This is a genomic window from Ensifer sp. D2-11 (assembly GCF_054161295.1).
On record NZ_CP096433.1, the window covers coordinates 1,228,155 to 1,241,477 of the forward strand.

Here is a 13,323-nt window from a genome sequence, read left to right on the forward strand (position 1 = left end):
AAGATCTGAGCGCTTCAAAACCGGTGCGATAGGAGATGTGACATAGAGCCGAGCAAGGCATTGCCGCTTGTTCCTTCGCCCCGCTTGCGGGGAGAAGGTGCCGGCAGGCGGATGAGGGGCAGGCTCACCCCCCGGTGACGCTCATGTGGCGGGCGACGGCGGGGCGGTTGTGCTCGCGGTCGATGATGAAGTCGTGGCCCTTCGGCTTGCGGCCGATCGCCTCGTCGATGACCTGCGCGAGATAGGCGTCGTCGTCGGTGGCGCGCAATGCGGCGCGCAGATCGGCGGCGTCGTTCTGGCCGAGGCACATATAGAGCGTGCCGGTGCAGGTCAGCCGGACGCGATTGCAGCTTTCGCAGAAATTGTGCGTGAGCGGCGTGATCAGGCCGAGGCGGCCGCCGGTCTCCGCGACCTCGACGTAGCGCGCCGGGCCGCCGGTGCGGTAGGGGATGTCGCTGAGCGTGAAGTCGGCCTCGAGCCGCCTGCGCATCTCCGAGAGCGGCAGGTAATGGTCGGTCCTGTCCTCGTCCACTTCGCCCATAGGCATGGTCTCGATCAGCGTCAGATCCATGCCGCGGCCATGCGCCCAGCGCATCAGTTCCGGTATCTCGGCGTCGTTGAAGTCCTTGAGGGCGACCGCATTGATCTTCACCTTCAATCCGGCTGCCAACGCCGCATCGATGCCTTCGAGCACCCTTGCCAATTCGCCCCAGCGGGTGATCTGGCGGAACTTGTCGGGGTCGAGCGTGTCGAGCGAGACATTGATCCGCCGCACGCCGCAATCGACGAGTTCGGCGGCAAATTTCGAAAGCTGCGATCCGTTGGTGGTGAGTGTCAGTTCATCCAGCCGTCCCGCTTCGATCTCCTTGCCGAGTTCGCGAATGAGGAACATGATGTTCTTACGCACCAGCGGCTCCCCGCCGGTGAGCCTCAGCTTGCGCACGCCCTTGGCAATGAAGGCGGAACAGAGGCGCTGGAGTTCCTCCAGCGTCAACAGGTCCTTCTTCGGCAGGAAGGTCATGTGTTCCGCCATGCAATAGGTGCAGCGGAAGTCGCAGCGGTCGGTGACCGAGACGCGCAGATAGGTGACCGCGCGGCCGAATGGATCGACCATCGGGGCAGTCGTGGTGTCGAGCGGTCTGGCGTCGGTCTGGTCTATAGCGGCCGTGTTCAAGTCTTTTCTCCCTGCGCATTCAATGTCGTGGTCAAAAAGGGTCGCGTCAAGGCGCATCCTGTCGCAAACTGTTTCAAATATCTGGAAAGCCGTCTGCGGACGATTTCCGACCGTTCAATTCTGCTTTACTTGAACGGGGACGAACACGGAGCAATGACGATGAGCGTATTCTGGCCCACCGAACTGCGGATATCTAGGGATCGCCACCGCCTGTCCGTTACCTTCGACGACGGCGCGGCCTTCGACCTTTCCGCGGAACTCCTGCGGGTCCTCTCGCCCTCGGCAGAGGTGCAAGGACACGGCCCCGGCCAGCGGGTGACGGTCCCGGGCAAGCGCAACGTCCAGATCATCTCGGTCCAGCCGACGGGAAATTACGCGGTGCGAATCGGTTTCGACGATTCGCACGACACCGGCATCTACACCTGGACCTATCTGCGAGAGCTCGGCGAGAAAGGCGAAGAGTTGTTCAAGGCCTATGAGCAGGAACTCGCCGACAAGGGTATGTCGCGCGACAAGCCCGAAAAGCCGCGCTGACGTCTGGCTGCGTCCGGTAACCGCCGACCGGGGAAGCCTCGTTCAGCCTCCCGCCGCCAACTCATCGTCCTTGAGCAAGGTGGCGATGATCCGCTCCATCGACTCGGCGACCTTGACGCAGTCCTCGATCGGCTCCCCGCCGTGCGAACTCTCGATGAGCGCCGTCTGAATTTCCATTGCCTCCTCGGTCAAGGTCCTTCCTGCTGAGGTCAGCGACAGACGCAACACGCGTTTGTCTCTTGCGTCGCCCCGCCTTTCGATGAGGCCGCGCTTTTCGAGCTGCGGCAGCAGCATGCTCATGTTTGAGCGGCCGACGAGCAGCTTGCGTGCAAGCTCCTGCTGGGTGATGCCGTCGAAACGGTAGAGATTGACCAGGATGTCCAGGTGCGGCGGCTTCACATCGAGATGGGTCAGCCGCCGCGTCAATGTCTGCTGCATCAGCTGACAGGCGCGGGCAACGGCGATCCAACTTCGAAAACGAGGATGATCCCAGGGAAAGTGGTGGCTTTCGATCTGTGCTTGCTGTTTGTTCATCGTTGTACAATTATGTTCATGGTTGAACATTAGAAAGCGCCACTATGCCATCCTTTGCGATCAAGGTCATCCGTCTATCGCTGAAGGCCGTTTCCGCGTTTTCGGCCGACAAGGCGGGCAAGTCCGCATTCTGGATATTCTGCCGCACCCCGAGCCGGAAGCCAAAAAACGGCAAGGAGGCGGCGCTGCTCAAAGCGGCAGTCCCGATCATGCAACGATCGCGGAAGGTCACGTTGTCCTTTGCGGGCGGCTGGGCTGCCGCTCGGCATTTCGAACGGCGGATGGGCGGCCGCGGGCCGCGGGTACTGGTCGCGCACGGCTGGGGATCTCGCAGCGACTATCTGGCAACGCTGATCGACGGGCTGCTCTCCTCGGGCGCTGAGGTGGTGGCGCTCGACTTGCCGGGACATGGAGCGTCGCCCGGGCGGACGCTGACCATGCCGCAAGCGGTGAGGGCGATCGATGTGGCGTGGCGCCATTTCGACGGATTCGATGTCGGTATAGGCCATTCCTTCGGCGGCGCGAGCCTTGCTTGCGCGGCCGGGGCAGTGCTCTGCGACGTACCGGCGCGCGTTCCCGGGAAACTGGTCCTGATCGGTGCGCCAAGCGAAATGACATGGCTCTTCAGGGGCTTCGGCCGGACGTTGGGGCTCGCGCCGAAGGCGCAGGCAGCTTTCGAGGGCATGGTGGAGCGGCTCTCCGGGCGTCGCATTGAGGGTTTCGATGCCACCCGCATCCTGGCGGCACTCCGCAAGCCGGTTCTGGTCATCCATGCCGAGGACGACAAGGAGGTCCCTGCCGATCACGCGCGCCGCTACGGCGCAGTCGGACCAAATGTAGAATTGCACTGGGCGAACGGTCTCGGGCATCGCCGCATCGTTTCCGCCGCTCCGGTCATCGAGAGGATCACGGAATTCCTCTGGGAGCGCAGGAAAGAGGCTCCCATGTCAAAAATCGCCTGATGGCGTCATCAGGCCGTCATGCTATTCCTCGAAACGGGCGCGCAGAGATCGCGATTTTCGGCGTGACAGCCGTAGCACCGTTGCAGGAGGGATGAGATGACGATTATCGGAACGGTCGAGGAGTTGCAGGCGCTCTATGGCGGAACGAGCGAGGCATCGATCGTCAAGGTAACCAGTGCACTGACGGCCGAGTATAGGGAAATGATCGAAGCGTCGCCCTTCGCAGCGCTCGCCACCGTTGGTCCTGAGGGACTCGACTGTTCGCCGCGGGGCGACGATCGATGCGTCGTCCGCATCGCGGACGACAAGACCGTGCTGATGCCCGACTGGCGCGGTAACAACCGGGTGGACTCGCTTGCCAATATCGTGCGCGATCCGAGAGTGGCGCTGCTCTTCCTCGTGCCCGGATCGAATACGACCATCCGCATCAACGGCACCGCCGTCGTCAGCGTCGACCCTGCCTTGACCGGTTCCTTCGAGGTCGATGGGAAGCATCCGCGCAGCGTCATCGTGGTCACGATCGGCGAGGTCTATTTCCAATGCGCCCGGGCCCTGATCCGTTCGCAGCTCTGGAATGCGGAGCGCTTCGCCGATGCGGCCTCGCTGCCGACGCCGGGCGCGTTGCTGAAAGCTGCCAAGGCCGATTTCGACAAGGAAAGCTACGACCGGGAATGGCCCGGCCGCGCCGCGAAGACGATGTGGTAGGCGGCCGCGGCGGCACCATGTCGAGCGGCGGCCGCATGAAGTGCGATCAGGCCGGTCCGATCATGGTTTCGGGGCGGACGACGGCGTCGAACTCCTCGTCCGTGACGTAACCGCCGCCGACGGCCTCCTCGCGAAGCGTGGTACCGTTCTTGTGGGCGGTCTTGGCGATCTTGGCCGCGTTGTCGTAGCCGATCTTCGGCGCAAGCGCAGTCACCAGCATGAGCGAACGGTCGAGCGCCGCCTTGATGTTGCCCTCCCGCGCCTCGATCCCGACGACGCAATTGTCGGTGAAGGAGATAGCCGCATCGGCGAGCAGTTGCACCGACTGCAGGAAGTTGTACGCCATCAGCGGATTGTAGACGTTGAGCTCGAAATGGCCCTGGCTGCCGGCAAAGGTCAGCGCCGCATGATTGCCGAAGACCTGGACGCAGACCTGGGTGAGCGCCTCGCACTGAGTCGGGTTGACCTTGCCCGGCATGATGGACGAGCCCGGCTCGTTTTCCGGCAGTGAAAGCTCGCCGAGGCCGGAGCGGGGGCCGGAGCCGAGGAAGCGGATGTCGTTGGCGATCTTGAAGAGCGCGGCGGCGGTGGCGTTGATTGCCCCGTGGCTGAAGACCATCGAGTCGTGGGCGGCCAGCGCTTCGAACTTGTTCGGCGCGGAAGTGAAGCCGATGCCGGTGATGGCAGCGATTTCCTCGGCGACCTTCTCGGCAAATCCGACCGGCGCATTGAGCCCGGTGCCGACCGCGGTCCCGCCCTGGGCGAGCTCGCAAAGGCCGGGGAGCGTCATCTCGATCCGTTTGATCGAGGAGGCGACCTGCGCCGCATAGCCGGAAAACTCCTGTCCCAGCGTCAGGGGCGTTGCGTCCTGCGTGTGGGTGCGGCCGATCTTGATGATGTGATCGAAAGCCTTCACCTTCTCTTCGAGCGCCTTGTGCAGGTGCTTGAGCGCCGGCAGCAGATCGTGGATCACGCGCTCCGCACAGGCGATGTGCATGGCGGTGGGATAGGTGTCGTTCGACGACTGGCTCATATTGACGTGATCGTTCGGGTGAACCGGCTTCTTCGAACCCATGACGCCGCCGAGCAGCTCGATCGCACGGTTGGAAACGACCTCGTTCGCATTCATGTTCGACTGGGTTCCGGAGCCCGTCTGCCACACGACGAGAGGGAAGTGCTCGTCAAGCTTGCCGTCGATCACCTCCTGTGCGGCCTTGACGATGGCGTCGCCGATCGCCGGGTCGAGGCGGCCGAGCGCCATGTTGGCGCGGGCAGCCGCCTGTTTGACGATGCCGAGTGCGCGCACGATTGCCAGAGGCTGCTTTTCCCAGCCGATTTTGAAATTGCCCAGCGATCGCTGCGCCTGGGCGCCCCAATAGCGGTCGCTCGCCACTTCGATGGGGCCGAACGTATCTGTTTCCGTGCGGGTCGATGTCATCGTGATACCTGCTTTCGTCATGCGGTTCATGAAGCCGAGGCGGGGAACCGGGTCCAAGGCCGATCTTACTCCCCGCTGCCGGGCATTTCTCTGCCTTGGCCATGCTGCCTTGTAAAGGGGCCGCGGGGGATCGGAACACCTACAATCGTTTGAATTGCCGCCGAGCGGCAAGCTCCGACCGGGCATCGCCGACATGGGTTTCCGGCCGGCAGCGATGTGTCCTTTCCGTCACATCCGCAATCTTCCGTTGCGCGTCTTCCTTGTGTCGCAGGGAACATCGGCACCGCGCCCGGCCGGGCAAAGTAGATGCAAATCAGATTTTTAGGCGAAGGGGCATGGCTGAAAACGGATCGCGGCGAGACGCGGGCCGCGGATTCGGGAGGCTTCGTTTCCTTTTCATTCACCATCCTTTTCTATAACTCTCGGAGCACGAGGGCGTGGCGAGAATCTGGCGGCGGCTGCATTCGGCGGCGACGCAATACGGGGACGTTTGTATCTATGAGAATCATCAAGTCGGCAGCGATTGTCACGCTCATGAGTGGCTGTGTGGTTGCAACCATGGATGTGCAGCCGGCGTCTGCAATCACCTTCATGGACTTCATCCGCGGAGGCAAGAAGCGCGACGTGCAGGAGCAGGTGCAGCCTCGGCGGCAGCTTCCGGGCGTGGACATGTTCGCGCCGCAGCGGCTTGATCAGAAGGCGGCGAAGCCACCGCGCATCACCGGCCCGCGCTATTATACCTACAAGGCGGAGCCGCTGCGCCGGATCGCGACGGATCGTCTGGTCGATCCCGTCGTCACCGGCTCGGTGCTGAACGGGGCCCTGCCGCCCATGCTGCGCTCGCCGCTTGCCGACGCGCGCCAGTTTCTTCCGGAAGTCGATGTGCGCGCCCCCGCCGAGGTCGCAAAAGCCGTCGAGAATTTCTACGGCACGCGGACGGATTTCCTGTGGATCGAGGGGACGGGCGTCAGCGGCCGTGCCAAGGCGGCGCTTGGCGTCTTGTCCGACGCTGCGAAGGTCGGTCTCGACCCGCTCGACTACGCCGTCATCGTTCCTCCGGAAGATTTCGACCGCGGCGACATGATCGCCCGCGAGAAGGATCTGGTGCGTTTCGAAATCGCGATGTCCGCGGCCGTGCTCACCTATGTCCAGGATACCGTGCGCGGCCGTATCGATCCGAACAGGATCTCCGGCTATCACGACTTCAAGCGGAAAAACGTCGATCTTCTCGGCTTTCTGGAGAAGATCGAGACAAGCAGTGATGTCGCGGCGCTTGTCGAAAGTCAGAATCCGAAAAGCGCACAATTTACCGCATTGAGGCAGGAACTCGAACGGCTTCGGACGCAGGTGGAAGCCGCGCCACGGGTGGAGATCGCACCGGGGACGTTGTTGAAGCCCGGCGAAAGCAATCCGGAACTCGCGAATGTTATCGCCGGAATCAAGTTGAAAGCTTCGGAAGCGTTGAAGACGGAGCATGCGGTCGTGCTCGCGGCCTATGAGGGGACGCCGGACTACACGCCCGAGCTGGTGCCGCTCGTCGAGGCCTTCCAGAAGGAATATGGCCTGAAGGCGGATGGCATTGTCGGGCAGGCGTCGATACGCGCCCTCACCGGCGGCGATACGACCGAAGGGAAGATAGACAAGGTCGAAATCGCGATGGAGCAGGCGCGCTGGTTGCCGGATGGGCTTGGCGACCGCTATGTCTTCATCAACCAGCCGGCCTTCACCGCGTCCTATACGGAACAGGGCACGGAGCAGTTCTCCATGCGCGTGGTCGTCGGTTCCAAGGCCAACCAGACATATTTCTTCCAGGACGAAATCCAGACGGTCGAAGTAAATCCCTATTGGGGCGTGCCGCAGTCGATCATCGTCAACGAAATGCTGCCGAAGCTTAGAAACGACCCGGGTTACCTGGACCGCATGGGTTATCAGGTGGAAGTCGGCGGCCGCGTCGTTCCTTCCACCGCGGTGAACTGGTACGGATCGACGAACTCGATCGCCGTGCGCCAGCCGCCGAGCAGCGACAATGCGCTCGGCGAACTCAAGATCCTCTTCCCCAACGCGCACGCGATCTATATGCACGACACGCCGTCGAAGAGCTTCTTCAAGCGCGACCAGCGGGCGCTAAGCCATGGCTGCGTGCGTCTTGCCGATCCCCGGCGGATGGCGGCGGCGGTTCTGGGCGTAAGTGTCGACGAGGTCGGCATGGAAATATCGGGCGGCCGCAACAAGGCGCTGCCGGTATCCGCCAAGGTCCCGGTCTATGTTTCCTACTTTACCGCCTGGCCGAACAAGGACGGAACCGTCGAGTATTTCGACGACGTCTACGAGCGCGATATGTATATGAATCGCGCTTTCGAGGCCACGCGCAAGGCGCGGAGTCTGGAAGGATGAGGAGGTGGGCCGCGTTACACGAGCGGCCCCTTTCACTTCGGCTTGCGGGAGAGCACAGTCTCGACCAGATCCGGTGTCAATTCGTCGAAGTGCCCGATGATACGATCGGGCAGCAGGCTTTCGATCGGCACGTCCGAATAGCCGAAGGGCACGACGATCGACGGAACAGAGGCATTTCGGGCGACGAGAACGTCGTTGAGACTGTCGCCGACCATGACCGCCCGTTCGGCCATCCCCCCGGCATTCGAGACCGTCGACAGCAGGTGGTCGGCATGCGGTTTGCGGACGGTGAAGGTATCGCCACCGGAGATCGCCGCAAAGCGGCCAAGTAGTCCCAACCCTTCCAAAAGACGCTTTGCCAGCATTTCCGGCTTGTTGGTGCAGACTGCGAGTTTCAGCCCCGCATCCTGCAGGCGATCGAGCGCTTCGATCAGCCCCGGATAGGGAAGGGATTCACCCGGCATCGATCCGTGATAAAAATCGACGAACTCTTTCATCTGCCAGGTCAGTTCTTCTTCGGCGATCGTTCTGCCGCGAAGCGCGAAAGTCCTCTCGATCATGGCCCGTGCGCCGTGGCCGACCAGATGCGTGAGATCCGCATAGGTCACCGGCTCGATACCGGCTTGCGTCACCGCATGGTTCAAGCTGGCGACAAGATCGGGCGCTGTGTCGACGAGCGTACCGTCGAGATCGAAGACGACTAGGGGCAGGGACACCGGCAACCTCGTTCTGCAAAACCTTGTCCGTCCGGGTAGGCGAAGTCGGCGCGGAATGCAATGGCGACCTAGGTCGTAGCGCTGCCGGAATCCGGTTCGGGCCGTGCATTTTGACTTTTGTTTGCCGCGGCGGGCGTGTAAGTGTCTCAGCGGAATTGGAGGGTGGCGGCCGAGGGCGACGCCCCCGCCTGACGTGGATCGAGAGGGAGCGAGTGGCGCATGGACGCCCGCCAGATGAAGATCAAGGCCGCCGAAGCGGCACTTGAACATGTCGAAAGCGGCATGCGGCTTGGAATAGGCACAGGCTCGACGGCTGAAGAATTCGTCCGATTGCTGGCCGAGAAAGTGGCATCCGGCTTTCAGATCTCCGGCGTTCCGACGTCCGAGCGGACTGCGCGCCTCTGCCTCGAGCTCGGTGTGCCGCTAAAGTCGCTCGACGAACTGCCGGAACTGGACCTGACGATCGACGGGGCGGACGAGGTCGACGGAAAGCTGCGCCTGATCAAGGGCGGCGGCGGCGCGTTGCTGCGCGAGAAGATCGTTGCGAGCGCCTCGACGCGGATGATCGTCATCGCCGACGAATCGAAGGTCGTGGACGTGCTAGGCGCTTTCAAGCTGCCGATCGAGATCAATCCTTTCGGCCAGGTCGCCACGAGGCTCGCGATCGAGAAGACCGCTTCGCGGCTGGGTCTGGCAGGGGAAATCGTCGTACGATCCTCCGGCGACGGAGTCTTCATGACCGATGGCGGACACCTCATTCTCGATGCATCTTTTGGCCGTATTCCTGATGCAGATGCGCTCGCGGTGGAGCTGAACGCGATCCCGGGGGTCGTTGAGCACGGGCTTTTCATAGATGTGGCGTCGATGGCGATCATTGCCGGTCCTGAGGGAGCGCGCACGCTTACGGCGTCTTGAGCCGCTTCGGCTGAGTGGCGCGGGGCGTATCGAGAGACAGATTTTGCACAGGTCAGCCAGGCGGCGGCTATCGGCCGGGCGGCACGTGCCAACACAGGAGCATGGATAAATATGAACAAATTCGCAGGTCTTGCCCGCACTTTCGCTACTGCTGCGATCCTCGTTTCGGTTTCGGTTCCGGCGGTACGGGCACAGGAGGTGACGGAAGATCAGATCAAGGCTGCGCGTGCGACGATCGCGGCGCTCGGCGTGACCAACAGCTTCGACAACATTCTGCCGAACCTCGCCGAACGCCTGAAGAACACGCTCATTCAGGCGTCGCCGAACCATCAGGAACTGATCACCGCGACCGTGGACGAGAAGGCGCTCAGCCTCGCCGGGCGGCGTTCGGATCTGGAGCGCGAAGCCGCGACCATCTACGCGAAGACCTTTACCGTCGAAGAGCTGAACGCCATCGCCGACTTCTACAACTCGACCGCGGGCAAGAAGCTTTTGAACGACGGCCCGATCGCCTCGCGTGAGATGCTGAAGGCTGCCGACATCTGGGCGGCAGGCGTTTCGCGCGACCTGACCAGCGAAGCGACGAAGTCGCTCGATGAGAAGATAGGCAATGCGCCGGCGGCAAATGCAGGCGCTGCGGCGCCCGCCCAATAAGCCCTCGGGCGAACCGGCGGTCTGGCCACCCGAAGCTGACCGCACGAGGTCGGCCGCAAGACAGGAGCCCGGAGTGATCCGGGCTTTTCTTTTTTTGCGTCGCAATACTATATCAGGGGCGAAAGGCGACTCCGTTCGCGCTTTCCAGCCCGACGTCTTCCGGCCGACGGCGTATTCGACATTTCATTTCCTGCAGGAGTTCCCATGAGCGCTTTCGACTATGACCTCTTCGTGATCGGCGGCGGTTCGGGCGGTGTGAGAAGCGGGCGGCTGGCTGCGGCGCTCGGCAAGAAGGTGGCGATCGCCGAGGAGTTCCGGTATGGCGGGACGTGCGTCATTCGCGGCTGTGTACCGAAGAAGCTCTATGTTTATGCCTCGCAGTTTGCGGAACATTTCGAAGATGCGGCGGGCTTCGGCTGGACCGTCGGCGAGAGCCGTTTCGATTGGGCCAAGCTCGTTGCCGCGAAGGAACAGGAAATCGCCCGGCTGGAGGGTCTTTACCGTAAGGGCCTGGCGAATGCCGGCGCCGAGATCCTGGATACGCGCGCCGAGCTCGCCGGTCCGAACACGGTGAAGCTGCTTGCCAGCGGCAAGACCGTCACGGCGGAGCGCATCGTTATCGCGGTCGGCGGACATCCGAGCCCGCATGACGCGCTGCCGGGCCACGAACTGTGCATCACCTCCAACGAAGCCTTCGATCTTCCGGCGCTGCCGGAATCGATCCTCATTGCCGGCGGCGGCTACATCGCCGTGGAATTCGCCAATATCTTCCACGGGCTGGGCGTGAAAACGACGCTGATCTATCGCGGAAAGGAAATTCTATCCCGCTTCGATCAGGACATGCGGCGCGGCCTGCACGCAGCCATGGAGGAAAAGGGAATCCGCATCCTCTGCGAGGACATCATCCAGTCGGTGTCGGCGGATGCGGACGGACGGCGTGTGGCGACGACGATGAAACATGGTGAGATCGTCGCCGACCAGGTGATGCTGGCGCTCGGTCGCATGCCGAACACGAATGGTCTCGGGCTTGAGGCCGCCGGCGTCAGGACCAATGAGCTCGGCGCAATCATCGTCGACGCTTTTTCGCGCACCAGCACGCCGGGGATCTACGCGCTCGGCGATGTGACCGATCGCGTGCAGCTAACCCCCGTGGCGATCCACGAGGCCATGTGCTTCATCGAGACGGAATACAAGAACAATCCGACTTCGCCGGACCACGACCTGATCGCGACCGCCGTGTTCTCGCAGCCCGAGATCGGCACGGTCGGGATCACGGAAGAGGAAGCGGCCCGGAAATTCCAGGAGATCGAGGTCTATCGCGCCGAGTTCCGGCCGATGAAAGCGACGCTCTCCGGCCGTAAGGAAAAGACGATCATGAAGCTCGTCGTCAATGCCGCTGACCGCAAGGTCGTCGGGGCGCATATTCTCGGCCATGATGCCGGCGAGATGGCGCAGCTGTTGGGGATTTCGCTGAAGGCCGGCTGCACGAAGGACGATTTCGACCGGACGATGGCGGTTCACCCGACGGCGGCGGAGGAGCTCGTCACGATGTATCAGCCGAGCTACCGCGTGAGGAACGGAGAGAGGGTCGGCTGAGCCTCTCCCGTCGGCGTCGTGGCGGTCCACGTTTTCTGGTAGGATGGCTTTCCAAGCCCCCTGTTAACGTTTATAAGCCCGCATCCGCGAAAGTAGTCCGCCCGGGCGTTGTGGCAGATCGCAGGTATCGGCAGGGCTGCCGACGCGGGCGCATGCAAATCCGGATGCCGGGCCGCATGACGGCCGCAGGGCGCGACGCGGGCCGATCCGCGTCAGACAACAGGTGATGGAAATGGCACAGACTTGGACTCCGAACAGCTGGCGGCAAAAACTCATTCAGCAGGTGCCGGACTATCCGGACCTCGCAGTGCTCGATAGCGTGGAAGCGCGTCTTGCCAAGTATCCGCCACTTGTCTTCGCCGGAGAGGCGCGCCGTCTCAAGAGCGCGCTTGCCAACGTTGCCGAGGGGCGCGGCTTCCTGTTGCAAGGGGGCGACTGCGCCGAGAGCTTCGCCGAGCATGGCGCCGATACGATCCGAGATTTCTTCCGCGCCTTCCTGCAGATGGCCGTCGTCCTGACCTTCGGTGCGCAGCAGCCGGTCGTCAAGGTGGGCCGCATTGCCGGCCAGTTCGCCAAGCCGCGCTCGTCGGGCGTCGAGAAGCAGGGCGATGTGACGCTGCCGAGCTACCGCGGCGACATCATCAACGGCATAGAGTTCACGGAGGAGGCACGCGTGCCCAATCCGGAACGTCAGGTCATGGCCTATCGCCAGTCCGCGGCCACGCTCAACCTGCTGCGCGCCTTTGCCATGGGCGGTTACGCCAATCTCGAGAACGTCCATCAGTGGATGCTCGGTTTCGTCAAGGACAGCCCTCAGGCAGAGCGCTACCGCAAGCTCGCCGACCGGATCTCCGAGACGATGGATTTCATGAAGGCGATCGGCATCACCGCTGAAAACCATCCGAGCCTGCGTGAAACGGATTTCTTCACGAGCCACGAAGCTCTGCTGCTCGGTTACGAGCAGGCGCTCACGCGCGTCGATTCCACCTCGGGCGACTGGTACGCGACGTCCGGCCACATGATCTGGATCGGCGACCGTACGCGCCAGCCCGATCACGCGCATATCGAATATTGCCGCGGCATCAAGAATCCGCTTGGCCTGAAGTGCGGCCCGTCGCTGACGGCGGACGGCCTTCTCGAACTGATCGACATCCTCAATCCCGCCAACGAGGCGGGACGTCTCACGCTGATCTGCCGCTTCGGGCACGACAAGGTCGCCGAGCATCTGCCGCGCCTCATCCGAGCCGTCGAACGGGAGGGCAAGAAGGTGGTGTGGTCCTGCGATCCGATGCATGGCAACACGATCACGCTCAACAATTACAAGACCCGGCCGTTCGAGCGGATTCTGTCCGAAGTCGAAAGCTTCTTCCAGATTCATCGCGCCGAAGGTTCGCATCCGGGCGGCATCCATATCGAGATGACCGGCAACGACGTCACGGAGTGCACCGGCGGCGCGCGTGCGCTTTCAGGTGACGACCTTGCCGATCGCTACCACACCCATTGCGATCCGCGCCTCAATGCCGACCAGGCGCTTGAGCTGGCCTTCCTGCTCGCCGAGCGAATGAAGGGCGGTCGCGACGAGAAGAAGATGGTCGTCAACGGCTGATCGGTTCGATAAAGCCATCAGTTCAATATTTCTGAACCTGCGGCGCATTCTCTGAATTTGACTTTGGCCGGGCCAGCTTGAAAGCTTGTCCGGCC

General features: G+C 62.6%; 12 protein-coding genes. 8 read left to right on the forward strand and 4 right to left on the reverse strand.

What is annotated here, in order from left to right:
• Positions 1–124 precede the first annotated feature (124 nt).
• Positions 125–1,174, reverse strand: a complete 1,050-nt coding sequence (gene moaA / locus M1D34_RS05930; RefSeq protein WP_003535091.1) for a GTP 3',8-cyclase MoaA — start codon at positions 1,172–1,174, stop codon at positions 125–127.
• Positions 1,175–1,333: 159 nt separating this feature from the next.
• Here moaA and M1D34_RS05935 point away from each other — a divergent pair, with 159 nt between their 5' ends.
• Complete coding sequence (locus tag M1D34_RS05935; RefSeq protein WP_013844515.1) at positions 1,334–1,708, forward strand: gamma-butyrobetaine hydroxylase family protein; 375 nt, start codon at positions 1,334–1,336, stop codon at positions 1,706–1,708.
• 42 nt (positions 1,709–1,750) lie between these two features.
• Here M1D34_RS05935 and M1D34_RS05940 read toward each other — a convergent pair whose 3' ends face one another.
• A complete protein-coding gene (locus tag M1D34_RS05940; RefSeq protein WP_498781154.1) occupies positions 1,751–2,242 on the reverse strand; it encodes a MarR family winged helix-turn-helix transcriptional regulator in 492 nt (163 codons plus the stop codon).
• Between the two features lie 44 nt (positions 2,243–2,286).
• Between M1D34_RS05940 and M1D34_RS05945 the strand changes: the two genes are divergently transcribed.
• Positions 2,287–3,204, forward strand: coding sequence for an alpha/beta fold hydrolase (locus M1D34_RS05945; protein ID WP_498781156.1), 918 nt, complete (start codon positions 2,287–2,289; stop codon positions 3,202–3,204).
• A gap of 96 nt (positions 3,205–3,300) precedes the next feature.
• Positions 3,301–3,909: a pyridoxamine 5'-phosphate oxidase family protein gene (locus tag M1D34_RS05950; RefSeq protein ID WP_498781158.1), complete on the forward strand. Its 609-nt coding sequence runs from the start codon at positions 3,301–3,303 to the stop codon at positions 3,907–3,909.
• 46 nt (positions 3,910–3,955) lie between these two features.
• On the opposite strand, the gene fumC is transcribed toward M1D34_RS05950, so the two are convergent.
• Positions 3,956–5,347 carry a class II fumarate hydratase gene (gene fumC / locus M1D34_RS05955; protein WP_498781160.1) on the reverse strand — a complete coding sequence of 464 codons (1,392 nt, stop codon included), beginning with the start codon at positions 5,345–5,347 and terminating at the stop codon, positions 3,956–3,958.
• 498 nt (positions 5,348–5,845) lie between these two features.
• On the opposite strand from fumC, the gene M1D34_RS05960 reads away from it, so the two are divergent.
• The gene (locus M1D34_RS05960) at positions 5,846–7,741 is read left to right on the forward strand and encodes a L,D-transpeptidase family protein (RefSeq protein ID WP_498781162.1); all 1,896 of its coding nucleotides are present in this window, start codon (positions 5,846–5,848) and stop codon (positions 7,739–7,741) included.
• Positions 7,742–7,773: 32 nt separating this feature from the next.
• On the opposite strand, the gene M1D34_RS05965 is transcribed toward M1D34_RS05960, so the two are convergent.
• Complete coding sequence (locus tag M1D34_RS05965) at positions 7,774–8,457, reverse strand: HAD family hydrolase (protein WP_010969520.1); 684 nt, start codon at positions 8,455–8,457, stop codon at positions 7,774–7,776.
• Positions 8,458–8,676: 219 nt separating this feature from the next.
• On the opposite strand from M1D34_RS05965, the gene rpiA reads away from it, so the two are divergent.
• The 4 genes from rpiA (at position 8,677) to M1D34_RS05985 (ending at position 13,228) form a co-directional block, all read left to right on the forward strand.
• Positions 8,677–9,372: a ribose-5-phosphate isomerase RpiA gene (gene rpiA / locus M1D34_RS05970; protein WP_003535076.1), complete on the forward strand. Its 696-nt coding sequence runs from the start codon at positions 8,677–8,679 to the stop codon at positions 9,370–9,372.
• A 111-nt stretch (positions 9,373–9,483) separates the two neighbouring features.
• On the forward strand, positions 9,484–10,026 hold the full coding sequence (locus tag M1D34_RS05975; RefSeq protein ID WP_153313521.1) for a DUF2059 domain-containing protein: 543 nt from the start codon (positions 9,484–9,486) through the stop codon (positions 10,024–10,026).
• A 204-nt stretch (positions 10,027–10,230) separates the two neighbouring features.
• On the forward strand, positions 10,231–11,622 hold the full coding sequence (gor, locus tag M1D34_RS05980) for a glutathione-disulfide reductase (protein WP_027989268.1): 1,392 nt from the start codon (positions 10,231–10,233) through the stop codon (positions 11,620–11,622).
• Positions 11,623–11,854: 232 nt separating this feature from the next.
• On the forward strand, positions 11,855–13,228 hold the full coding sequence (locus M1D34_RS05985; protein ID WP_498781166.1) for a class II 3-deoxy-7-phosphoheptulonate synthase: 1,374 nt from the start codon (positions 11,855–11,857) through the stop codon (positions 13,226–13,228).
• The last annotated feature ends 95 nt before the right edge of the window (positions 13,229–13,323 follow it).